Origin of the sequence: Candidatus Tisiphia endosymbiont of Sialis lutaria (assembly GCF_964026535.1) — a bacterium.
GTDB lineage: Bacteria > Pseudomonadota > Alphaproteobacteria > Rickettsiales > Rickettsiaceae > Tisiphia.
Genome location: NZ_OZ032153.1, coordinates 1,225,541 through 1,247,150 on the forward strand (window position 1 = coordinate 1,225,541; position 21,610 = coordinate 1,247,150).

The window sequence follows — 21,610 nt, forward strand, 5'->3', positions numbered from 1 at the left end:
GTCATGGCTCAGAGCCACTTTAGTGGTGACGAAGTAATCCAAAAAACGATTAAAATGGATTGCTTCGTCGGCTTACGCCTTCTCGCAATGACAGCGGTGCTTATTCGGCACTAATTCAGGTTAATTGACTATATAACTAGATTTTACACTTTTTAATAAGGTTACCCTACATGTCAATAGCACTAGAATCTAAATGTTCAGTAAATGGCAAAATTTGGCAGCAGCGATTAGTCAACGAGGATGCTGTTCTAGAGCTTTGTCGTTCTGTAGGAATTAGTGATTTTCTAGCTAGGGTTCTATCTCCTCGCCTGGAGAACTTAGCACAAGCGGCTGACTTTTTATCACCTAGGATTAAGAATTTACTGCCCAATCCTTTTCATTTACTTGATATGCAAAAGGCAGTAGATAGAGCTATAGAAGCCATTATAAATAAACAAAAAATCTGCATATTTGCTGATTATGATGTTGATGGGGCTACTTCTTCATCATTGCTTAAGAATCTATTTAGAGATTTGGGGCAAAATGTTGATATTTATGTTCCAGACCGAATTGCTGAAGGATATGGACCAACCCCAGCTGCTATGCAAAAAATTAAGGATAATGGAACTAAGCTGCTTATTACTGTAGATTGCGGAGCAATGGCACATGAGGCTCTGAAACATGCAGCACTAGTAGGGCTTGATGTGATAGTGATCGATCATCACATTAGTAGTGATATATTACCTGAGGCTGTTGCCGTTGTTAATCCGAATCGTATTGATGAAACCAGCGATTATAAGTATCTGGCTGCTGTAGGAGTATCATTTTTATTTGCTACTGCCTTATTATCTGATTTAAAAAAACAAAATTTCTTTGCCAATCACCATGACATTAGTGGTAGGGATGATATTACTATACCTAACTTAATGCAGTATTTAGATTTAGTTGCCCTTGGTACGGTATGCGATGTAATGAAGCTTGTTCACTTAAATCGTGCTTTTGTTACTCAAGGATTAAAAATCCTTCAGCAAAGAAAAAATTTAGGTATGACAACCCTATGTGATATTGCTGGCTTAAATGAAAAACCAAACTGTTATCATTTGGGATTTGTCTTGGGACCTAGGATTAATGCTGGTGGAAGAGTTGGTAAATCATCATTAGGGGCTAATCTTTTATCTACCGAATGTCCAATAGAAGCAAATAGATTAGCACAGGAGTTGGAGAAACATAATAATGAGCGGAAAGTAATAGAACTGATAATGATAGAGGAAGCTACTCAAATAGCTTTAACTCAGGAAAATGATAGCTCATTATTTATAATTGGTAAAGGATGGCATCCGGGTGTGATTGGTATTGTCGCTGGAAGATTAAAGGAAAAATTTAATAAACCGGTGTCAGTTATAGCTTTAAATGATGGAATAGGTAAGGCTTCTTGCCGTTCTATCAAAAATGTTGATTTTGGTAGTAAAATTATCAACGCCAAGACTAAAGAGTTAATTGTAGTTGGCGGGGGGCATTCAATGGCTGCTGGATTTACAGTATTAGAAGAAAAATTACTAGAGTTGCAAGAATTCTTAAATCACGCCTTTAAGAGTGATATGAATAATCAGAATGATCTTATAGGCGAAGAATATGATGCTGAGCTCACTACTAGTAGTGTAAATTTGCTATTAATGGATGAGCTAAGTAAACTTGAGCCATTTGGTCAGGGAAATCCTGAACCAATATTTAAATTCTCTAACCTTTTTGTTTTGAAAGCTGACATAGTTGGTGGTAAACATATAAAATGTTTGCTAGCCCCTTCTAAGGAAGCTTTTGGCTCTAAAGCCCTTGCTGCTATTGCTTTTAATGCCGTGTCTAGTCCAATAGAGAATATATTGCTTAATGTTAAGTCTTATAATATTTCCGTGATTGGGTCATTAAAAGTCAATAGCTGGCAAGAACGTCATACTATACAATTACAAATAAAGGACTTGATAATATGATTTTTTCTACTAATATGAGTTTGTACATCTCCTATCTTGAAAGTCATTGCGAGGAGCCACTTTGGTGGCGACGAAGCAATCCAAAATGATGAAAAAACATAAGAATGGATTGCTTCGTCGACCTTATGGTCTCCTCGCAATGACGTTTAGATAAGGAGCATAATTAACCATTATATATAAGTTTTCTATGGCAACTAAGCAACTAAAAACACGGACTAATTCTTCTATCGAAGCAACAAGCGATCTTGCTGTAGTTCAAGAACATTATCAAGATTACCCCTATCCTTATAGAGATCCTGAGGATGAAACAAAAAGATTACTGGCTATTACTGGTGAATTTTTGGGGGAATTAAATCATTATTTATATCGAGGTAAAAAAGATTTTAACTCAGGTTTTCGAGTATTAATTGCTGGCGGTGGTACTGGTGATTCTGCTATATACATGGCAGAGCAGCTAAAAAATAAAAATGCTGAAGTGGTATATTTAGATTTTAGTAAGCCAAGTATGGAGGTCGCACAAAAACGTGCCGAGAAACGTGGTCTTACCAATATTAAATGGGTATATGATTCTATCTTAAATATCCCAAAGCTTAATTTAGGCAAGTTTGATTATATTAATTGCTCAGGAGTATTACACCATTTAAAAAGCCCTCCCGATGGTTTAAAAATTTTACAGGAATCTTTAACTGCCAACGGAGCAGTTGGAGTAATGGTCTATGCTAAATATGGTCGTACTGGACTATATCAAGTACAAGATATTATGAAAATGGTAAATCAGGGTGTTAACAATAGGGTAGAGGAAATAATGAATGCCAAAGCTGTTATGGCTGGCTTCCCTGCAACTAATTGGTATATACGTGGGCAAGAACTATTAAGAGACCATGTTTTTTTTTGGCGATATAGGATTATATGATATGTTCTTGCATAAACAAGATAGGGCTTATTCCATTCCCGAGTTATACGAATTTATCCATAATGCAGGTTTGAATTTTGTTGAATTTTCTGATGTTAGCGAAAAATTAGCTCTAAGAATTGAGAATTATATTAGTGATTTCTCTCTTTTGCAAAAAATTAAGAGGATGGATATAATAACTCAGCAAGCAATTTGTGAATTAATGGTTGGCAATATCATTAAACATAGTTTTTTTGCTTCTAATGCAAAAGATACCATTGCTACTCTTGATGATTTGGATAATGTACCATATTTTTATGGTATTGCGGGTATTGCTAAACAAATTTATGATCACATGGAAGCTAGTGCTTTGATAGCTGGCAACGTCATTAATTTTACGTTAAATAATTCATTGTTAAAAGATGTCAAGATTACTATACCAGTTTCTAAATATACTAAATATGTTTTTAAACAAATGATAGATGGTGGTAAAAGTTTGCAGGAGATGTTTGATTTAATTAGAGAAGAATTGCAACAAGAAATTACTAACGAAGCATTATTGTTTGAAGTAAAGACTATATTTGATCCATTTTTTACTACAGGGATTATGTTGCTTCATGACAAATCAGTAAAACTTTCTTAAAGTATAGTCAATTAACTTGAATTAGTGCCGAATAAGCACCCATCGTGCTGTATATTAGCAAGAAGGCGTAAGCTTCTGAAGCAATCTAGTAATGGATTGCTTCAACCATTACATGGTCTCGCAATGACATGTATGCATCTCAAGCGTCATTGCGAGAAGGCGTAAGCCTTCGAAGCAATCTATTTCTAATCGCTTTTTCTTGGATTGCCGCGTCGCCGCTTTTAGCGGCTCCTCGCAATGACTTTTGGGGTGCATATTCGGCACTAATTCAGGTTAATTGACTATAACAATTCACCATATTTTAATTGATATACTCTATGCATTTTACTTGCCATTTCATGATTATGAGTTACCACAATAATAGAAGTATTCTTTTGATTAACAGTTTTGAGTAATAAGTTAAAAACCTCATTAGCTGTATTAGGATCTAGATTACCGGTAGGTTCATCAGCTAAAATAATTTGAGGATTATTAATTAAACTACGGGCAATAGCTACTCTTTGTTGTTCGCCACCAGATAACTCACCCGGCATGTTATGTATTTTATTAGCCAGCCCTAACTCTACTAGCAACTCTTCTGCTTCCCTGAAAGCGGATTTACGATTATTACCAGCAATCAATTTCGGCATTGCTACATTCTCTAAGGCAGTAAAATCTTTGAGTAAATGATGTCGTTGATAGATAAAACCTATATTATGCAATCTTATTATATGAGCATAATTCTGGGAATAATTTATGGAATTTATTTCTACCACACCACTATTCGGGGTATCAAGTAAACCAGCTATATGGAGTAAAGTTGACTTACCACTACCAGAAGAACCTATTATGGCAACTAATTCTCCTTGCATTACAGTTAAGTTAACATTACTTAATACTTCAACAATAGATTTTCCCTGCTGATATTTTTTAGAAATATTTTTTAATGTTAATACAGCTTTATTCATAACGAAGGGCATCCACAGGATTCAATTTAGCAGCTTTATATGCCGGATAAATTGTTGCACAAAAACATAAAACTATAGAAATACTTGCCACTAATGTTATATCTTCCATTTTTACCTTCGATGGTAGACTATATAAATAATAAATTGCTGCTTCAAAAATTTTAGTACCAGTTATTTTTTCCAAAATATCTTTAATAGACTGAATATTATAAGCAAAGCTTGTACCCAATATTATACCTAAAACAGTACCTGGTACACCGATAAACATGCCGTTACAAATAAAAATAAGCATAATCTGTCTAGTACTTGCACCAATAGTACGCAGTACTGCAATATCCGAAGTTTTGTCTTTAACCAACATAAACAAACTAGAAACGATGTTAAAGGCTGCTACCATAATAATTAAGGAAAGAATAGTAAACATTGCTACTCTTTCAACAGCTAAAGCATTTAGAAACTGTAGATGCGATTTTTGCCAACTTATCACTCGTAATTTTGAGCCTAAAATATTTTGTATCTCCCAAGCATAAATTCCCGCGTTACTCGGTTCTATTGTTATTACCTCGATTAGATTAATAACTTCACCAAAAGACAAGAAATTTTGTGCAGCAATAAGTGGCATTAAAATAGTTGCCGCATCATAATCATATGCACCGCTAGTGAAAGTAGCCACAACCATGAACTCTTTAGATCTAGGCATACTACCAAAGGCAGTAGAAATTGAATTAGGAGAAATTAATTTTATTTTGTCTCCTGCTTGAATTCCTAGGTTATAAGCAAGTTCATTACCAATTGCCACCACATCTTTACCAGAAAAATCAGCAAAATCTCCGGTATTAACATTTTGTAAAATCTGATTTTTATATTTTAGTTCACTTAAATCTATACCTTTAATTACCGCACCACTATTTGCTCTGTTACCTAGGGCTAGAGCTTGACCCACAACGCTTGGAGAAATATGTTTTATATAATTTTTACTAAGTAACTTTTTGTTAATTTCATCATAATTTGCTATAAAACGTGATAATGGGGTTATGCTAATGTCACCATTAAGCCCAATAATGTTTTTAGTTAATTCATAATGAAAACCGTTCATAACGGACATTACCACGATCAATGCGGCAACGCCAATGGTTACACCGATCAAAGAAAAACCAGAAATAATAGAAACAAATTTCTCATTCTTCTTGGCTCTAAAATATCGGGCTGCTACTTTTAGAATAAAATTATTTTTTATCATTATTATAATTCAGATTCATTAAAAATCTTATCTTCTTGCAATAGTTTATAACAGAAAATCAATGCTATGACTATAGTGATACACATAACAATTGCTAATGACGTAAAATTACCCTGATAAAAATAGCTAGCCAATTGCAAACATATTGCTGTAATAATCAATCTTCCTGAGGTAAATATAGCACTAAACCTGGCTTTAGCATTTGGTATGCTATCTAATGCAAGAGGTAATAATATATTACAAGGAAATATGCTACCAATTGCCACTAATTGTACTACTATTGTTATTGTTAATGGATCATTAGTTTTAAGTATAATCAAAATTATAGCAGCAATTATAAAAGCTACCAGTGCTGCAATACTAAAGAAAAAACATTTTTTCTGTCCAAACTTGTTTAATAAATAGCCATTGCTAAAACTAAAAGCTGAAAATATTGCTGCCAATGCTCCTTGATATAGACCAAATTGTTGAATAGGTACCCCTAAATCTCGCATATACAAGATAGGAGAAATAGCAATAAACACCCAATAAGCTTGAAATAAAAAAATCAGAGTTATTAGATAATAGATAGCTTTTTGGGACTTAAAGACTACGCTATATTCTCTTAGGGATATTTTTACATTATCATTTGCCTGCCCTTTGGGAATAAATAATATGCCGATTATCAAACACAAGACTCCCAATATTAACAGTATAGCAAAATTCCCTCGCCAACTAAGCAAAAAATTTACATAACTTCCTACTACCGGGGCAAAAGCCATAGCTAAGCTAATAGTACCATTTAAAGTACCCACCATTCGTTGTTGTTGTTCGACCGAATATATATCAGCAAGTACTAGATAGCAAAGCACTGCTACTCCAGATATACCAGCCCCTTGCAGGAATCTACCAAATAATATCATATAATAATCGATGGCAAACAGACAAAATACACTGCCAATCACAAATATTACAAGACCTATAAGAATAATTACTCTTCTACCAAACCTATCTCCTAAATTTCCAACAATTAGAGCTGTGAAACAATGGGCTATAAGATTTATTCCTAGTAAAAATTCGACCTTAAAAGTAGAAATATTAAAGGTATCTTGTAAATCTGGAAAACTAGGGACAAATAAATCTACCTCAGCCCCAGCCAAAATTTCCATAATTATAATAGCAATAAACAAATTCATAAAACCACACTTTTGAATTTAAAAATGAATATATATTATATTTGAAACATGTCTAATATTTTTCAACTTATTTTGCAGGTCTGTTTCCACAGAAATAACAAGAATTCAGCTATAACTAAAGAATGAAACGGGAGAATGACAAGAAGACGAAATGTCCAGAAATGATACCACTTTTTACAGTGTCGAAAGAAAGAGCTGGTATAGAAAATATCCTATACCAGCCTGTAGAATAAAGAAATTATTTCTTTTCTTCTTTCTTGTCGTCTTTTTTCTTCGTATTTGTTGTATCTTGGTTATCCGCATTTTCTTCTTGTTGCTGATCCGTAGCAGTTGAATCTTTTTTATCAGAAGACGAACCCGCAGCAAAAGCAGAAATAGAGAAAGCCAAAGTTAGAATAATAGTTAGTAAATTTTTCATAGTAAACCTCATTTTTTGTACTGGTGATTCTAGCTTAAAATGTATAATATTCAAGTCAAATAATAGATAAAATTGTTTTCTTACATAAAAATAAATTATTAATATGATAACTATGTGTCATTTTAGTTAATCTATACTTAATTTATATGAGTTTTACTGGTATAGTTAATTGATGAGAAATTGGGGACGTTGTTGCTCATAAGCGTTAGTTTAAGAAAACAATAACTGAAAAACCGTCGTTGCGAGGAGACCTTAGGTCGACGAAGCAATTCAGAAAAGTGATTAGAAAGGATTGCCACGCCACCTACGGTGGCTCGCTAATAGACGACTTTTCTACTTTATTTTCTTAAACTAATGCCTATACGGCATCGCTCCTAGCCCCAAATTCTCCTGAATTGACTATATCAACTCAAATAATTTGAAGAATTAAATAATTTTTTATAAAAATCTATTAGTGGGAGAGTAATTTTGGTTATACTAGGAATTGACCCATCTTTAGCTGGTATGGGATGGGGAGTAATTGATACTAATCCTCTGAAATATTTAGCTAGCGGGGTGATAAAGACTAAATCAAGTGAGCTGATGCATAAAAGGTTAGCTTTCATTACGGCATCCTTGCAAAAGGTAATAACGCAATATCAACCTGTTATTGTTGCGATGGAGGAGACTTTTGTTAATATGAATAGTGTATCATCTTTGAAATTGGGATATGCTAGAGGGGCGGTTATGTCACTTATTGGAGGATATGATGTTGCTTTTCGAGAATTTAAACCTAATGTTATTAAGAAATCAGTAGTGGGGTATGGACACGCCGAAAAAAATCAGGTTTTGCAAATGATTAAGCTTTTACTACCAGGGGCAGTTGCTATTAGTAACTTTGATGAAGCAGATGCTCTTGCGGTAGCCTATGTTTGCTTTGCTTACACCCCAAAAATTTGAAAAATTAATATATAATATAATTAAGTATTAGAATATGTCACGAAATCAAAAACATCCAGGCTCAAAAGATTTGAGTATGCCAATTATTATTTTAGTAGAGCCTCAAATGGGGGAGAATATTGGTGCCACTGCCAGAGCAATGAAAAATTTTAATGCTTCAGAGTTGAGAATTGTTACGCCTAGAGATGGTTGGCCAAACAAACAGGCACGTAGTGTGGCGGTATAAGCGATAGATATCATAGATGATGCTAAGATTTATGATAGTTTAGAAGCCAGTATCGAGGATATTGATTATTTATATGCAACAACTGTAGCATCACGTAATATCAATAAAGATTATGTTCTATCAGAGAATTTAAGTCAAGATTGTCCGGCAGGTCTTAAAGTAGGTATTATGTTTGGTCGTGAAAATTGTGGTTTGCAAAATAGGGAGATTACTTATGCCCATAAGATTATTAATATTAATACCGGAGATTTTAATTCTCTGAACATTGCCCAGTCGGTAATTATCATATGTTATGAGTTGTTTCGTAGTAAACAGTCGAGAGTAAATGTTAGTAATGAACAGGAGTTAGCGTCAAGAGGTGAATTAGGATATTTTTTTGAACATTTATTTACTGAATTAAATAATAAGAATTTTTTTAAAGTTCCTGAGAAGAAATTACACATGACACAAAATATTATGAATATTTTTACTCGTATAGATAAATTATCTAGTGCAGAATTGCAAACTTTAAGGGGGGTAATTGCAACTTTAAGTTCATAAAAATAGCTAATATAGTTAAGTTTATTAAAAACACTTTGCTTTTATGAAAAAATTAGCTATAGTTCCACCTGTTGCCTCTTAATAGTGAAAGTGGTAAAGCATATAGTTTTTCCATAACTTTAAGGATTTAGTATATAATCTTATCATTTTAAAAGTTAATAAACTAAGAGTCAAAAGAAATAATTTTGGAGTATTGGATGCCAACAAATAATCAATTAGTCCGTTTTGGAAGAAAGTCGAAGGTTCGTAGAACAAAATCCCCGGCTTTAGAATCCAATCCATTTTTGAAAGGTGTTTGTGTAATAGTGAAAACTGTTACTCCTAAGAAGCCTAACTCTGCTCTTCGTAAGATGGCACGTGTTCGCTTAAGTAATGGGCAGTATGTCAATGCTTATATACCTGGTGAAGGTCATAATTTACAAGAACACTCAACAGTATTGGTTAGAGGCGGAAGGGTTCCTGATCTTCCGGGTGTTAAGTACCATATAGTACGTGGTGCTTATGATACTCAGGGTGTAAAAAATCGTAAACAAGGACGCTCACGTTATGGTACGTCAGCGAAGCAGCAAGCTGTAAAAAAATAATTTGAAATAGAGAGATAAGATGTCACGTCGTCATGCCGCAGAGAGAAGGGTTGTCTTGCCTGATATGAAGTATAATAGCCCTTTGCTTGCTAGGTTCATTAATAACATTATGAGAGAAGGAAAAAAAGCTTTAGCTGAAAAGATAGTATATTCTGCTTTTAATAAGATAGAGAAAAAGCATAAGGTAGACCCTTATGAAACTTTCAATAATGCGATGAATAATGTTAAGCCATATCTTGAGGTTACGTCAGTAAGGGTAGGAGGGGCAAACTATCAAGTCCCGTCTCCTGTTGATGAGAAAAGGGGATATGCACTTGCATCGCGTTGGATTATTAATGCAGCAAATAAACGTTCTGAGAAGATGATGATTGATAAATTAGCTGAGGAACTATTTGAAGCGTCAAATAGTAGAGGCGTTGCTATTAAAAAGAGAGAGGATACTCATAAAATGGCTGAAGCTAATAAGGCTTTTGCTCATTTTAGTCCTAAAAAATCGCAACCAAGGTAATAAGCTATATGTCAACTACTGAATTTTCTCTTGCTAACACCCGTAATATCGGGATTTGTGCTCATATTGATGCTGGTAAAACTACTACAACCGAGCGTATTCTTTTCTATACTGGTAAATCACATAAGATTGGTGAAGTCCATGAAGGTGGTGCTACCATGGATTGGATGGAACAAGAGCAAGAGCGTGGTATTACCATTACTTCTGCTGCTACTACCTGTTATTGGCAAAATAAAAGAATTAACATTATCGATACACCAGGTCACGTAGATTTTACTATCGAAGTAGAAAGATCTCTGAGGGTTCTTGATGGGGCGGTAGCGGTATTTGATGGGGTGGCCGGTGTTGAGCCACAATCAGAAATAGTATGGAGACAGGCTGATAAATATGAAGTGCCTAGAATGTGTTTTGTCAATAAGATGGACAGAATGGGTGCTAATTTTTATCAATGCGTGGAAATGATTAAAGATCGCCTTGGGGCAAAACCTTTGGTCATTCAGTTGCCAGTTGGTATCGAAGAAAATTTTAAAGGAGTTATTGACCTAATTAAGATGAAGGCAATAATCTGGAAAGATGAATCTCTTGGTGCTGAATATTCATACGAAGATATTCCTAGTGATATGCTAGAAAAAGTTGAAGAATATCGTACTTTGCTTGTTGAGATGGTTGCTGAAATTGATGATAATTTAATGGAAAAATATTTGTCAGCCGAAGAATTTACTGAAGAAGAAATTAAATCAGCAATAAGAAAAGGAACAATTAATAGAGCCTTTTTCCCAGTATTATGTGGTAGTGCTTTTAAAAATAAAGGTGTACAACCCTTGTTAGATGCAGTGGTTGATTATTTACCTTCACCGGTTGATATTGGAACCGTTAGAGGAATAGAGGTTGATTCTGGAGAAGAAAAAGATTTTAAAATTTCAGCGTCTGAACCTCTTGCTGCTTTAGCATTTAAAGTAATGACTGATCCATTTGTTGGCTCTCTTACGTTTGTCAGGATTTATTCTGGTAAGATTAGTTCTGGTGTTACTGTGATTAACACGGTAAAGAATCAAAAGGAACGAGTAGGTAGAATGTTGCTGATGCATGCTAATGAAAGAGAGGATGTTAAGGAAGCTTTGGCAGGAGATATTGTTGCCTTGGCTGGTCTGAAGAATACCACTACTGGTGATACTTTATGTGGTATGGATAAGCAGGTTGTTTTGGAGAGAATGGAATTTCCTGAACCGGTTATTGAACTAGCTGTAGAACCAAAATCAACTGCCGATCAAGAAAAAATGGGAATGGCATTATCTAGGTTAGCTGCTGAAGATCCATCTTTTAGAGTGTCAACTGATCAAGAAAGCGGTCAGACTGTTATTAAAGGTATGGGAGAGCTGCATTTAGAGATCATGGTTGATCGTATGAAGCGTGAGTTTAAGGTTGAGGTTAATGTTGGAGCTCCACAAGTAGCTTATCGTGAGACAATTACTAGCAAATGTGAGATTGATTACACACATAAAAAACAATCTGGTGGAGCTGGACAATTTGCCCGGGTTAAAATAATATTTGAGCCTCAAGAAGCTGGAGAAGGATTTCTTTTTGAAAGCAAAATCGTTGGTGGAGCTATACCAAAAGAATTTATTCCTGGTGTTGAAAAGGGTCTAAATAATATTAAGGATACAGGGGTAGTTGCTGGTTATCCAATGATTGATTTCAAAGCAACTTTGATAGATGGAGCATTCCACGATGTGGATTCAAGTGTATTAGCGTTTGAGATAGCTACTAAGGCTGCTTTTAGGGAAGGAATGCCAAAAGGTAATCCAAAGTTACTTGAGCCAATTATGAAAGTGGAAGTGATTACTCCAAATGAATATATGGGTGATATTATTGGCGACCTAAATAGCCGTAGAGGACAAATGCAAAGCATGGATCCAAGGGGTAATGCACAGGCGATAATTGCCAATGTACCTCTAGCTGAAATGTTTGGTTATGTTAGTACTTTGCGGTCTTTATCACAAGGTAGGTCTCAATATAGTATGGTTTTTTCTCATTATGAGCAAGTGCCGTTACAGGTAGCTGAGACTATTAAAGGTAAAAAATAAAAATATTTTTCACATAAAGTATTAGTGGATCATATATGATGTGATATTATAATTTATGGTAGTTTAAAGATTGTAGGGAAATAGTTAAAAATGGATTGCTTCGACCTACTTGCGTGGTCTCGCAATGACGCCTGGGGTATGTTGTAAGCCTCAAATGTCATTGCGAGGAGACCGTAAGGTCAACGAAGCAATCCACAAAAGTAACCCAAATGGATTGCTTCGACCTATTTGCGTGGTCTCGCAATGACGCCTGGGGTATGTTGTAAGCCTCAAATGTCATTGCGAGGAGACCGTAAGGTCAACGAAGCAATCCACAAAAGTAACCAAAATGGATTGCTTCGACCTACTTACGTGGTCTTGCAATGACGCCTGGGGTATGTTGTAAGCCTCAAATGTCATTGCGAGGAGACCGTAAGGTCAACGAAGCAATCCACAAAAGTAACCAAAATGGGTTGCTTCGACCTACTTGCGTGGTCTCGCAATGACGTTGACTGCTTTTGCAATTTTTAAATTGTGATTGTAATTTATTAAGAAATAGTTTGATTTTTTAATAAGAATGTGATAGGAGTGTAGCTCAATTGGTAGAGCATCGGTCTCCAAAACCGAAGGTTGCGGGTTCGATTCCTGTCGCTCCTGCCAATAAATGAGTTTGTATAATATGTTAAAGGAAAATAGAGTTTATAAATTTTATGAGCAAGTAAAGCAAGAAGTTTATAAAATTGTTTGGCTCGGTAAGAAGGAATTGATAACTTCAACTATTATAGTAGTGGTAGCTGTATTTATTTTTAGTATAATTTGTTTAGTATTAGATTACGGTATACATAGTATAATGCAGATTTTACTTAATATTGGGAAGTAGAAAGAATAGGTTTAGGGAAAATTGTGGTGCAGTGGTACGTTATTCATACATTATCAGGCTCAGAAAAGCGTGTAAAGCAACTGATTCTTGATCAAATTGCCAAGCAAGGTATGTCGGAATTTTTTGAAGATATCGTGGTTCCGGTTATTGAAGTACCTGAAGTTAAGCGTGGTAAGAACGTTAAGACTGAAAAGAAATTTATGCCTGGTTATATTTTGATTAAAATGAAAATGACAGATGATACTTGGCATTTGGTAAAAAGTGTCACTAAAGTTACAGGATTTTTGGGTAGTAAAAGTATACCACAAGCTCTTAGTGAAAAAGAAGTACAAAATATTTTTAGCAAGCTTGAATCTGAAACTAAAGATGCTAGGGTTTCAAAATTATATGAAATTGGTGAAGCGATAATTGTTACTGACGGTCCATTTGAGACTTTCACAGGAGTTATAGAAGAAATTGATTATGACAAAAATAAATTGCGTGTGTCTATATCTATTTTTGGTAAAGCAACTCCTATAGAATTAAATTTTACGCAAGTTAGGAAAAATAGTTAGCTTGTTTTGTGGTAATTAATGGTCATTGCGAGGAGGCGTGAAGCCGACGAAGCAATCTAGGAAAATGATTAGAAATGGATTGCTTCGACCATTACATGGTCTCGCAATGACTTATGATGTTATTGCAAGGAGCTACTAAAGTAGTTCCTCGCAATGATGTTAAGTTATTTTCCTTATGGCTTTTAAGTGCCATGTGTAAGGTAAACAAAGACCTCTTGCAAAACTCACTTATGCTGAGGAATTTGGAGGAAACTCGGAACGTAGAATCGCAGCGTACTCTAATGTACGTGAGGACTCGAGTACCGCATTGACGTACAAATTACCAGCAGAAGTAGAGTTTTGCAAGAGGTCTAATAGACTAATTAGTAAATTATTATTAGATAATTACCAATTAGTGTTAAATGAATAAAAATAGGATTATAATGGCAAAAAAAATAAAATCTTATATTAAGTTAACGGTGCCAGCAGGTAAAGCTAATCCAGCTCCGCCTATTGGTTCTACCCTTGGTCAAAGGAAGCTTAATATTATGGAATTTTGTAAGGCATTTAATGCTGCTACTCAAGGCTTTGAACCAGGTATGCCTATTCCAGTGCTAATTACTGCTTATGAAGATAATAGTTTTACTTTTGTAACTAAGACTTCCCCAGCATCGTATTATTTAAAACAATTTGCTAAAATTCCTAAAGGTTCTAGTGCTACTAAAAAAGAGGCATTTGTTGGTAAGGTTACCATGTCAGATTGTATGGAAATTGCCAAAATTAAGATGGTGGATCTTAATGCTGATAATTTAATAGCTGCCGCTAAAATTATTCGTGGTACTGCTGAATCTATGGGGCTTGAAGTAGTAGGAGATTAATATATGATAGTTGATAAAAAGGATGTTGTGAATAATAAAAAGTTAACTGGTGGTAAAAAAATACGGGCAGCGAGAAAGAATATAGAGTTGGCTAGCAACCGTACTTTAGCAGAAGGAATAGAAGCTTTGCAGTCGGCATCCTATACTAAATTTGATTCTACTTTGGAAGTGGTAATGAAATTAGGGGTAGATCCTAAACATTCGGATCAAATGGTGCGTGGTGTTGTGGCATTGCCAGCTGGTACCGGTAAAGTTAGTAGAGTTGCAGTGATTTGTAAGGATGAACAGATAGAAGAAGCTAAAGCCGCTGGAGCAGATATGGCTGGTTCTACAGAGATTATCGATGATATTAAGGCTGGGAAAATTAATTTTGACGTTTGTATTGCAACACCAAATATGATGTCAGCAATAGGTTCGGTGGCAAGAATTCTTGGGCCAAAGGGCTTAATGCCTAATCCAAAACTTGGCACGGTAACTACAGATATCGTAACGGCAATTAAAAATGCCAAAAGTGGTCAAGTAGAGTATAGGGTTGAAAAGGCTGGTATTATTCATGCTGGAGTTGGTAAATTATCATTTACTAAACAAGATTTAGTAAATAATGCATCAACCTTGATATCTGCTGTAGTTAAAGCAAAGCCTTCTGGTGCTAAAGGAAATTATTTAAAAGCAATATATCTATCTTCTACTATGGGTCCATCAGTAAAAATAGATTTAGCAACTATATCGTAACGACAAGGAGAGTTAAGGTGTTAAGATCAGAGAAACATGAGTTTGTCGCAGAACTTGAAGGAGTGTATCAGCGGTCAAATTCTGTGATAATTACTCATTATCATGGGCTTACTGTTAGTCAAGTGACTACGCTACGTAGGGCTCTTAAAGCAAAAAATGTGGGATTCAAAGTAGTTAAAAATACTTTGTCAAAAATAGCAGCCAATAAGGCTGGTGTTGATAATGTTGCACATTTGTTTGCTGGTCCCACAGCACTAGCATATTCTGAAGACCTTGTTGAAGCTGCAAAACTTATCGTAGAATTTGCAAAAACTAATGAATGTTTGAAAATAGTTGGTGGTTTAGTAAATAACCAAGTATTAGATGCAAGCTCTGTACGACAATTGGCAAAATTGCCTTCATTAGACGCACTCAGAGGCAAAATTATTGGGCTTCTACAAGCTCCTGCAACTAAAATTGCTGGCGTTATACAAGCTCCTGCATCTGGACTTGCTAGAGTTTTGCAAGCTTATGCAAATAAAAGTTAATTTAATAAAAAAGTTTTAAAAGGAAGAAAATTATGACAGACCTAGTAAAAATCGTAGATCAATTATCAACTCTTACAGTAATTCAAGCAGCAGAGCTTTCAAAAATGCTAGAAGAAAAATGGGGTGTAACAGCCGCCGCTCCTGTAGCAGTAGCTGCAGCTCCTACTGCATCAGAAGCAGTAGCTGAAAAGACAGCCTTTGAAGTTGTTTTGGTTAGTAGTGGTGATAAAAAAATAGAAGTAATTAAGGTCACTAGAGAGCTTACTGGTCTTGGTTTGAAAGAAGCTAAAGAATTAGTTGATGCTGCCCCAAAAACTATTAAATCTGGTGTAAATAAAGAAGAAGCTGAAAGCTTTAAAGAAAAATTAGAAGCAGTTGGAGCAAAAGTTGAATTAAAATAATTTTTATAATATCAGTTATTTTATGAGAATTATAGTCAATTCAGGAGAATTTGGGGCTAGGAACAATGGAGCGACGCCTATAAGTAATAGGCGAGCATTGAGCGATAACGTCCCCAACTTCTCATCAATTGACTATAGTGAATAACTTGAATTGGTAACGTTATAAATCCGATTAGTATTTAGCCTCAGCGTCATTGCGAGGAGTGTGGAAATCGCACGACAAAGCAATCTATAAAATTAACCAAAATGGATTGCCACGACCACTATGTGGTCTCGCAATGACAGATAACGTCATTACGAGGAGCCACTTTTAGTGGTCGAAGCAATCCAAAAAAACTATTAAAATGGATTGTTTCGGAGGCTTACCCCTTTTCGCTAATAGACAGTACGATGGGTGCTTATTCGACACTAATTCAGGTTAATTGACTATATGTATATTCTAATTCTTTAAATTATTGGAGTATACATTGATATATTTAGCGTTTTTAGTACTGAATCTAGGTTTGTATTGTTGATAATGGGAATAAACTTGTTGTGTGATATTCTATTTTGCTTAAGAGTTGTGGTGCTAAATATACTTTCGTGCCTGCAAAAACTATTGCATTTTATACAAAAATATAAACAAAAAGCTATTAAACTCCTAGGGCGGATATTTTTTGTCATGGGAGAATTTGGCGTTTGTTTATTCAAAATTCTAAATCAGCTGAAGATTTGCAACAGATTTATGCATTTTAGCTTCACAGAGCCTATTAATTTAAAGAATTTATTCATACTATTTAGCAAAAATAAAAATAATTTGAGATTATGCTTGAATAATTTAAAGCTTGAATAATTAGAGAATTGGTTTCGTAAAACTATAAACTGTGCATGGGCTTTTGTTTTGAATATGCATATGTCAGATTTCTTTTTTGTTTTATATGCCAATTCTCCAAATAATTCGAACATACATTACTTCTAAATTGAGTTCTTTAAGTGGCTTTTTGTTTGGTTTCAAAACAAAAATTATTGAAAGTTACAATTTTTATCAAAAATATGACAAAAAGTTATGACAGAAACTTTGTTCACAGCAACAAGTCTATTTTTTTCAAGATTACAGCCGAGTTACCAATTACATATATTGGCAACTCGCGTTAAGATATAGAAATTAATCGGGAGATTATATGACAACGCAGTCCTTATCAATTGGTAAACGCATAAGAAAGAATTTTGGTCACATAAATTTGGTAGCATCTATACCAAATTTGATTGAGGTTCAGAAAAATTCTTATGAAAAAGGTTTTTTACAATTTGGAGTTAAAGACTTTGAGCGAGAAAACAAAGGATTACAATCAGTATTAAGTTCAATTTTCCCAATTCATGATCCCTCTAATATTGCCTATTTAGAATTTGCTAAATATGAATTTGATAATCCTAAATATGATGTTGAGGAGTGTACACAAAGAGGTCTTAGTTATGCTGCTCCCCTTAAAGTTACATTGAGATTAAGTATTTGGGATATTGACGAAGATACTGGAGCAAGAGAAATTAAAGGTATTAAAGAACAAGAAGTTTATATGGGGGATATTCCCCTGATGACCAAAAATGGTACCTTTATTATTAATGGTACAGAAAGGGTAGTAGTATCACAGATGCATAGGTCACCTGGTGTGTTTTTCTACCATGATGAGGGTAAAGTTCACTCTTCAGGGAAGTTTTTGTATTCTGCTAGGGTTATACCATATAGAGGATCATGGTTAGATTTTGAGTTTGATGCTAAAGATGTTATGTACTTTAGAATAGATAGGAAAAGAAAGCTTTATGTTACTACTCTGCTTAGAGCTATTGGAATGTCTACTAATGAAATTATAAAATTCTACTATGATACGGTAACCTGTTTTACCAAGGATGGATGCTGGGCAATGAAGTTTATACCAGAATCTGTAAATGCTCATAGGCTAGTTACTGATTTAGTAGATGCAGATACTGGTAATATCATACTGGCATCTGGGCAAAAGATCACTCCTCGTTTGGCTAAGAAGTTTGCTCAAGATGGAGTGAAAAATATTTTGGTAGAAGGTGAGTATTTGGTAGGGAAATATTTAGCACATGATCTTGTTAATCCAGATAATGGTGAGGTACTAGCTACCATTGCTGAAATGATCACAATAGATATGCTAAATTCTATTATGACTCTTGGAATTTCGTCTGTCGACGTACTTGCTATCAATACCCAATCAGGTCCTTACATAAGAAATACCTTATTTGCTGATAAAAACCAAAATTATGAATCAGCATTGATCGACATATTCAGGGTATTAAGACCAGGAGAACCGGCTAATATTGAAGCGGCTAAGATATTATTTAATAATTTATTTTTTGAGCCTGAAAGATATGATCTCTCGGAAGTTGGTCGTATTAAAATGAATTCAAGATTGGAACTTAACATACCAGAATCTACAGCTATTTTAACTATTGAAGATATTAAACATATTCTTAAAGTTTTAGTAGATCTAAAAGATGGCAAAGGTTCGATAGATGATATTGATCATCTTGGTAATAGAAGAGTTAGGTCAGTTGGTGAATTAATTGAGAATCAATTTCGGATTGGTCTGGTTCGTATGGAAAAATCAGTACTTGAAAGAATGTCTGTGGTTGATCTTGATGCGGTTATGCCTCATGATTTAGTAAATTCAAAAGTTTTAGTTTCTGTAGTAAAAGAATTTTTTAGTACATCACAACTTTCCCAGTTTATGGATCAAACTAATCCATTATCAGAAATAACTCATAAGAGAAGATTATCAGCTTTAGGACCTGGTGGAATTAGTAGGGAGAGAGCTGGATTTGAAGTGAGGGACGTTCACCCTACCCATTATGGACGTATTTGCCCAATCGAAACACCAGAAGGACAGAATATCGGTTTGATTAATTCCATGGCTACTTATGCTAGGGTTAATAAACATGGTTTCATTGAAACTCCTTATCGAAAAGTTGTAGATGGTCGTGTAACAGATGAAGTTGTTTACTTGTCAGCAATTGAAGAAGGAAAATATAAAATTGCTCAAGCTAATGCAGTTATCGATAAAAAAGGTTTATTACAGGAAGAGTTAATTAACTGTCGGATTGATGGTGGTAATTTTGTTATGGTTACCCCGGCAGAAATAGATTATATTGACGTTACTCCGATGCAGGTTGTTTCTGTTGCTGCATCACTTATTCCATTTTTAGAAAATGATGATGCTAATAGAGCTTTGATGGGATCAAATATGCAACGTCAGGCTGTACCACTTATTAGAAGTGATGCTCCTTTAGTTGGTACTGGTATTGAAGGAATTGTTGCCCAAGATTCTGGAGTTTCAGTTGTCGCCTTACATGATGGAATAGTAGAGCAAGTTGAATCGACTAGAATAGTAGTAAGGACTAAGGAGCAGAAAACAGATGGCTCACCTGGTGTAGACATTTATAATTTATTGAAATTTCAAAGATCTAACCATAATACTTGTATTAATCAGAAACCATTAATTAATGTTGGTGATTATGTCGCAAAAGGTGAAGTAATTGCTGATGGACCAAGCACCGATAATGGGGAGATAGCTCTTGGTAGAAATGTTCTGGTGGCTTTCTTACCATGGAGTGGTTATAATTTTGAAGATTCAATTTTAATATCAGAACGTATTGTAAAAGATGATGTTTACACTTCAATTCATATTGAAGAATTTGAAATAATTGCTAGAGATACTAGACTTGGGCCTGAGGAAATCACTCGTGATATCCCAAATGTTAGTGATGAAAGTTTACGTCATCTTGACGAAGTAGGTATAGTATATGTTGGGGCAGAAGTAAAACCAGGTGATATTTTGGTGGGTAAGGTTACTCCTAAAAGTGAGTCACCTATGACTCCGGAAGAAAAATTACTTCGAGCTATTTTTGGAGAAAAGGCTTCGGATGTTCGGGACTCTTCTTTACGCGTTCCTTCTGGAATCACTGGTACAGTGGTAGAGGTACGAGTATTTTCTCGTAGAGGAGTAGAAAAAGATGAGCGTGCTATAGCTATTGAAAAACAACAAATTGAAAAATTATCAAAAGACAGAGATGATGAACTTCGAGTCATAGAGCATTTTGTTTTTATGCGTTTAGAGAAGATTTTAACAGGACAAATAGTTGTTAGTGGTCCTAAATCGGTAAAACCTGGTCAATTAATTAGCGAGCAAACCCTTGGATCATTATCAAAGGGACAATTTTGGCAGCTAATTGTTGAAGATGCTGATGTAATGAATGAAATTGAGCAAATTAAACGTCATTATGATGAAAAGAAAGATAGACTCAATAAGTGTTTTAGTAACAAAGTAGAAAAACTACAAAGTGGCGATGATTTACCACAAGGGGCTCTTAAAGTTGTAAAAGTATTTATTGCGACTAAACATAAGCTGCAACCTGGAGATAAAATGGCGGGAAGACACGGAAATAAAGGTGTTATCTCTCGTATTATGCCAGAAGAAGATATGCCATTTTTAGAAGATGGTACAGTAGTTGATATAGTTCTTAACCCACTTGGTTTACCTTCACGGATGAATATAGGACAGATTTTAGAGACTCATCTTGGTTGGGCGGCAGTAAATCTTGGTAAAAAAATATCTTCTATGTTGAAGCAAGTTCATAACAATAATCTTGATATAGAAGAGTTTAAATCTTTTGTATCGAAGGTATATGGCGAGAATTCAACGACAAAAGATATAAAGCAAATGTCCAATGAAGATATTATGGCATTTTGTCATAATATCGATAAGGGGGTATATTTTTCAACTCCGGTTTTTGATGGGGCAAAGGTTGAGAACGTAAAAGAAATGCTAGCTATGGCAGATCAAGATCCATCTGGTCAAATTAAGTTAATTGATGGTAGAACAGGAGAGTATTTTGATCGTACTGTTACAGTTGGCTATAAATATTTCCTAAAACTGCACCATTTAGCTGATGATAAAATTCATGCTCGTTCTATCGGTCCTTATAGTTTGGTAACTCAACAACCATTAGGTGGTAAATCGCATTTTGGTGGTCAGAGATTTGGGGAGATGGAATGTTGGGGCTTGCAAGCTTATGGTGCTGCTTATACGTTACAAGAAATGTTAACTGTAAAATCGGACGATGTGGTTGGTAGAATTAAAATTTATGAATCGATTGTTCGAGGTGATAATAATTTTGAATCTGGTATCCCTGAGTCATTTAACGTAATGATCAAAGAGTTTAGATCCTTATGTTTGAATGTCAAGCTTGAAGATACTACAACAGATTAATAATATAGTGAATTAACTTGAATTTGCAACGTTATAAACCAGATTAGTATTTAGCCTCAGCGTCATTGCGAGGAGCCACTTTAGTGGCGACGAAGCAATCCAAAAAACGATTAAAATGGATTGCTTCGGAGGCTTACGCCTCCTCGCAATGACCTTTGGCGAGCAGATTTTTTATTTATTATTAAGCAATTTTGCAAAAATAATGAGAATGGCTATTAGTGTAGTATAAAAATCTGCTATATTTATAGATATA

The 21,610-nt window shown here is 34.8% G+C and carries 17 protein-coding genes, 1 tRNA gene and 3 pseudogenes; 17 read left to right on the forward strand and 4 right to left on the reverse strand.

The genetic code is table 11. The features are described from left to right. Positions 1-170: 170 nt before the first annotated feature. Both recJ and AAGD20_RS05950 read left to right on the forward strand, forming a co-directional pair. Positions 171-1,964 (forward strand): single-stranded-DNA-specific exonuclease RecJ, encoded by a 1,794-nt coding sequence (recJ, locus tag AAGD20_RS05945; RefSeq protein WP_341748802.1) that lies wholly within the window; start codon positions 171-173, stop codon positions 1,962-1,964. 187 nt (positions 1,965-2,151) lie between these two features. After that, positions 2,152-3,499: pseudogene (locus AAGD20_RS05950) on the forward strand (methyltransferase). A gap of 281 nt (positions 3,500-3,780) precedes the next feature. On the opposite strand, the gene AAGD20_RS05955 reads toward AAGD20_RS05950, so the two are convergent. The 4 genes from AAGD20_RS05955 to AAGD20_RS05970 form a co-directional block, all read right to left on the reverse strand. Continuing rightward, complete coding sequence (locus tag AAGD20_RS05955) at positions 3,781-4,446, reverse strand: ABC transporter ATP-binding protein (RefSeq protein WP_094649560.1); 666 nt, start codon at positions 4,444-4,446, stop codon at positions 3,781-3,783. Beyond that, complete coding sequence (locus tag AAGD20_RS05960) at positions 4,439-5,686, reverse strand: lipoprotein-releasing ABC transporter permease subunit (RefSeq protein WP_341748803.1); 1,248 nt, start codon at positions 5,684-5,686, stop codon at positions 4,439-4,441. Before AAGD20_RS05960 ends, AAGD20_RS05955 begins: the two co-directional genes overlap by 8 nt. Before the next feature lie 2 nt (positions 5,687-5,688). Further along, positions 5,689-6,861 carry a multidrug effflux MFS transporter gene (locus tag AAGD20_RS05965; protein WP_341748804.1) on the reverse strand — a complete coding sequence of 391 codons (1,173 nt, stop codon included), beginning with the start codon at positions 6,859-6,861 and terminating at the stop codon, positions 5,689-5,691. A 238-nt stretch (positions 6,862-7,099) separates the two neighbouring features. Next, positions 7,100-7,333 (reverse strand): hypothetical protein, encoded by a 234-nt coding sequence (locus AAGD20_RS05970; protein WP_133062952.1) that lies wholly within the window; start codon positions 7,331-7,333, stop codon positions 7,100-7,102. 414 nt (positions 7,334-7,747) lie between these two features. On the opposite strand from AAGD20_RS05970, the gene ruvC reads away from it, so the two are divergent. The 15 genes and pseudogenes from ruvC to rpoB all read left to right on the forward strand — a co-directional run bounded on the left by ruvC (position 7,748) and on the right by rpoB (position 21,357). Next, the gene (gene ruvC, locus AAGD20_RS05975; protein WP_341748805.1) at positions 7,748-8,218 is read left to right on the forward strand and encodes a crossover junction endodeoxyribonuclease RuvC; all 471 of its coding nucleotides are present in this window, start codon (positions 7,748-7,750) and stop codon (positions 8,216-8,218) included. Between the two features lie 76 nt (positions 8,219-8,294). Further along, positions 8,295-8,984 (forward strand): annotated as a pseudogene (locus AAGD20_RS05980) (RNA methyltransferase). 197 nt (positions 8,985-9,181) lie between these two features. Beyond that, positions 9,182-9,568, forward strand: coding sequence for a 30S ribosomal protein S12 (gene rpsL / locus AAGD20_RS05985; RefSeq protein WP_341748806.1), 387 nt, complete (start codon positions 9,182-9,184; stop codon positions 9,566-9,568). Positions 9,569-9,587: 19 nt separating this feature from the next. Further along, positions 9,588-10,076 carry a 30S ribosomal protein S7 gene (gene rpsG, locus AAGD20_RS05990; protein WP_094648754.1) on the forward strand — a complete coding sequence of 163 codons (489 nt, stop codon included), beginning with the start codon at positions 9,588-9,590 and terminating at the stop codon, positions 10,074-10,076. Between the two features lie 8 nt (positions 10,077-10,084). Continuing rightward, positions 10,085-12,160 carry an elongation factor G gene (gene fusA / locus AAGD20_RS05995; protein WP_341748807.1) on the forward strand — a complete coding sequence of 692 codons (2,076 nt, stop codon included), beginning with the start codon at positions 10,085-10,087 and terminating at the stop codon, positions 12,158-12,160. A 563-nt stretch (positions 12,161-12,723) separates the two neighbouring features. After that, positions 12,724-12,799: transfer RNA gene (locus AAGD20_RS06000), tRNA-Trp, on the forward strand. 19 nt (positions 12,800-12,818) lie between these two features. After that, positions 12,819-13,019, forward strand: coding sequence for a preprotein translocase subunit SecE (secE, locus tag AAGD20_RS06005; protein WP_094648770.1), 201 nt, complete (start codon positions 12,819-12,821; stop codon positions 13,017-13,019). Positions 13,020-13,024: 5 nt separating this feature from the next. Further along, positions 13,025-13,573 (forward strand): transcription termination/antitermination protein NusG, encoded by a 549-nt coding sequence (gene nusG / locus AAGD20_RS06010; protein ID WP_204839942.1) that lies wholly within the window; start codon positions 13,025-13,027, stop codon positions 13,571-13,573. Positions 13,574-13,781: 208 nt separating this feature from the next. Continuing rightward, positions 13,782-13,937: pseudogene (locus tag AAGD20_RS06015) on the forward strand (palindromic element RPE1 domain-containing protein); the annotation flags it as partial. Positions 13,938-13,995: 58 nt separating this feature from the next. After that, positions 13,996-14,430 (forward strand): 50S ribosomal protein L11, encoded by a 435-nt coding sequence (rplK, locus tag AAGD20_RS06020; protein WP_094648771.1) that lies wholly within the window; start codon positions 13,996-13,998, stop codon positions 14,428-14,430. A 3-nt stretch (positions 14,431-14,433) separates the two neighbouring features. Further along, entirely contained in the window at positions 14,434-15,162 is a 729-nt protein-coding gene (gene rplA, locus AAGD20_RS06025) for a 50S ribosomal protein L1 (RefSeq protein WP_341748808.1), read from the forward strand. Positions 15,163-15,179: 17 nt separating this feature from the next. Beyond that, positions 15,180-15,689 (forward strand): 50S ribosomal protein L10, encoded by a 510-nt coding sequence (gene rplJ, locus AAGD20_RS06030; RefSeq protein WP_341748809.1) that lies wholly within the window; start codon positions 15,180-15,182, stop codon positions 15,687-15,689. Positions 15,690-15,721: 32 nt separating this feature from the next. Beyond that, positions 15,722-16,090, forward strand: a complete 369-nt coding sequence (gene rplL / locus AAGD20_RS06035; protein ID WP_341748810.1) for a 50S ribosomal protein L7/L12 — start codon at positions 15,722-15,724, stop codon at positions 16,088-16,090. Between the two features lie 22 nt (positions 16,091-16,112). Further along, complete coding sequence (locus tag AAGD20_RS06040; RefSeq protein WP_341748811.1) at positions 16,113-16,235, forward strand: palindromic element RPE2 domain-containing protein; 123 nt, start codon at positions 16,113-16,115, stop codon at positions 16,233-16,235. Between the two features lie 1,015 nt (positions 16,236-17,250). Further along, positions 17,251-21,357, forward strand: coding sequence for a DNA-directed RNA polymerase subunit beta (gene rpoB, locus AAGD20_RS06045; protein WP_341748812.1), 4,107 nt, complete (start codon positions 17,251-17,253; stop codon positions 21,355-21,357). The last annotated feature ends 253 nt before the right edge of the window (positions 21,358-21,610 follow it).

Coding starts and splice junctions, on each gene's coding strand:
- recJ (WP_341748802.1), top strand. CDS start 171: ATGTCAATAGCACTAGAATCTAAATGTTCAGTAAATGGCAAAATTTGG.
- AAGD20_RS05955 (WP_094649560.1), bottom strand. CDS start 4,446: ATGAATAAAGCTGTATTAACATTAAAAAATATTTCTAAAAAATATCAG.
- AAGD20_RS05960 (WP_341748803.1), bottom strand. CDS start 5,686: ATGATAAAAAATAATTTTATTCTAAAAGTAGCAGCCCGATATTTTAGA.
- AAGD20_RS05965 (WP_341748804.1), bottom strand. CDS start 6,861: ATGAATTTGTTTATTGCTATTATAATTATGGAAATTTTGGCTGGGGCT.
- rpsL (WP_341748806.1), top strand. CDS start 9,182: ATGCCAACAAATAATCAATTAGTCCGTTTTGGAAGAAAGTCGAAGGTT.
- rpsG (WP_094648754.1), top strand. CDS start 9,588: ATGTCACGTCGTCATGCCGCAGAGAGAAGGGTTGTCTTGCCTGATATG.
- fusA (WP_341748807.1), top strand. CDS start 10,085: ATGTCAACTACTGAATTTTCTCTTGCTAACACCCGTAATATCGGGATT.
- secE (WP_094648770.1), top strand. CDS start 12,819: ATGTTAAAGGAAAATAGAGTTTATAAATTTTATGAGCAAGTAAAGCAA.
- rplK (WP_094648771.1), top strand. CDS start 13,996: ATGGCAAAAAAAATAAAATCTTATATTAAGTTAACGGTGCCAGCAGGT.
- rplA (WP_341748808.1), top strand. CDS start 14,434: ATGATAGTTGATAAAAAGGATGTTGTGAATAATAAAAAGTTAACTGGT.
- rplL (WP_341748810.1), top strand. CDS start 15,722: ATGACAGACCTAGTAAAAATCGTAGATCAATTATCAACTCTTACAGTA.
- AAGD20_RS06040 (WP_341748811.1), top strand. CDS start 16,113: ATGAGAATTATAGTCAATTCAGGAGAATTTGGGGCTAGGAACAATGGA.
- rpoB (WP_341748812.1), top strand. CDS start 17,251: ATGACAACGCAGTCCTTATCAATTGGTAAACGCATAAGAAAGAATTTT.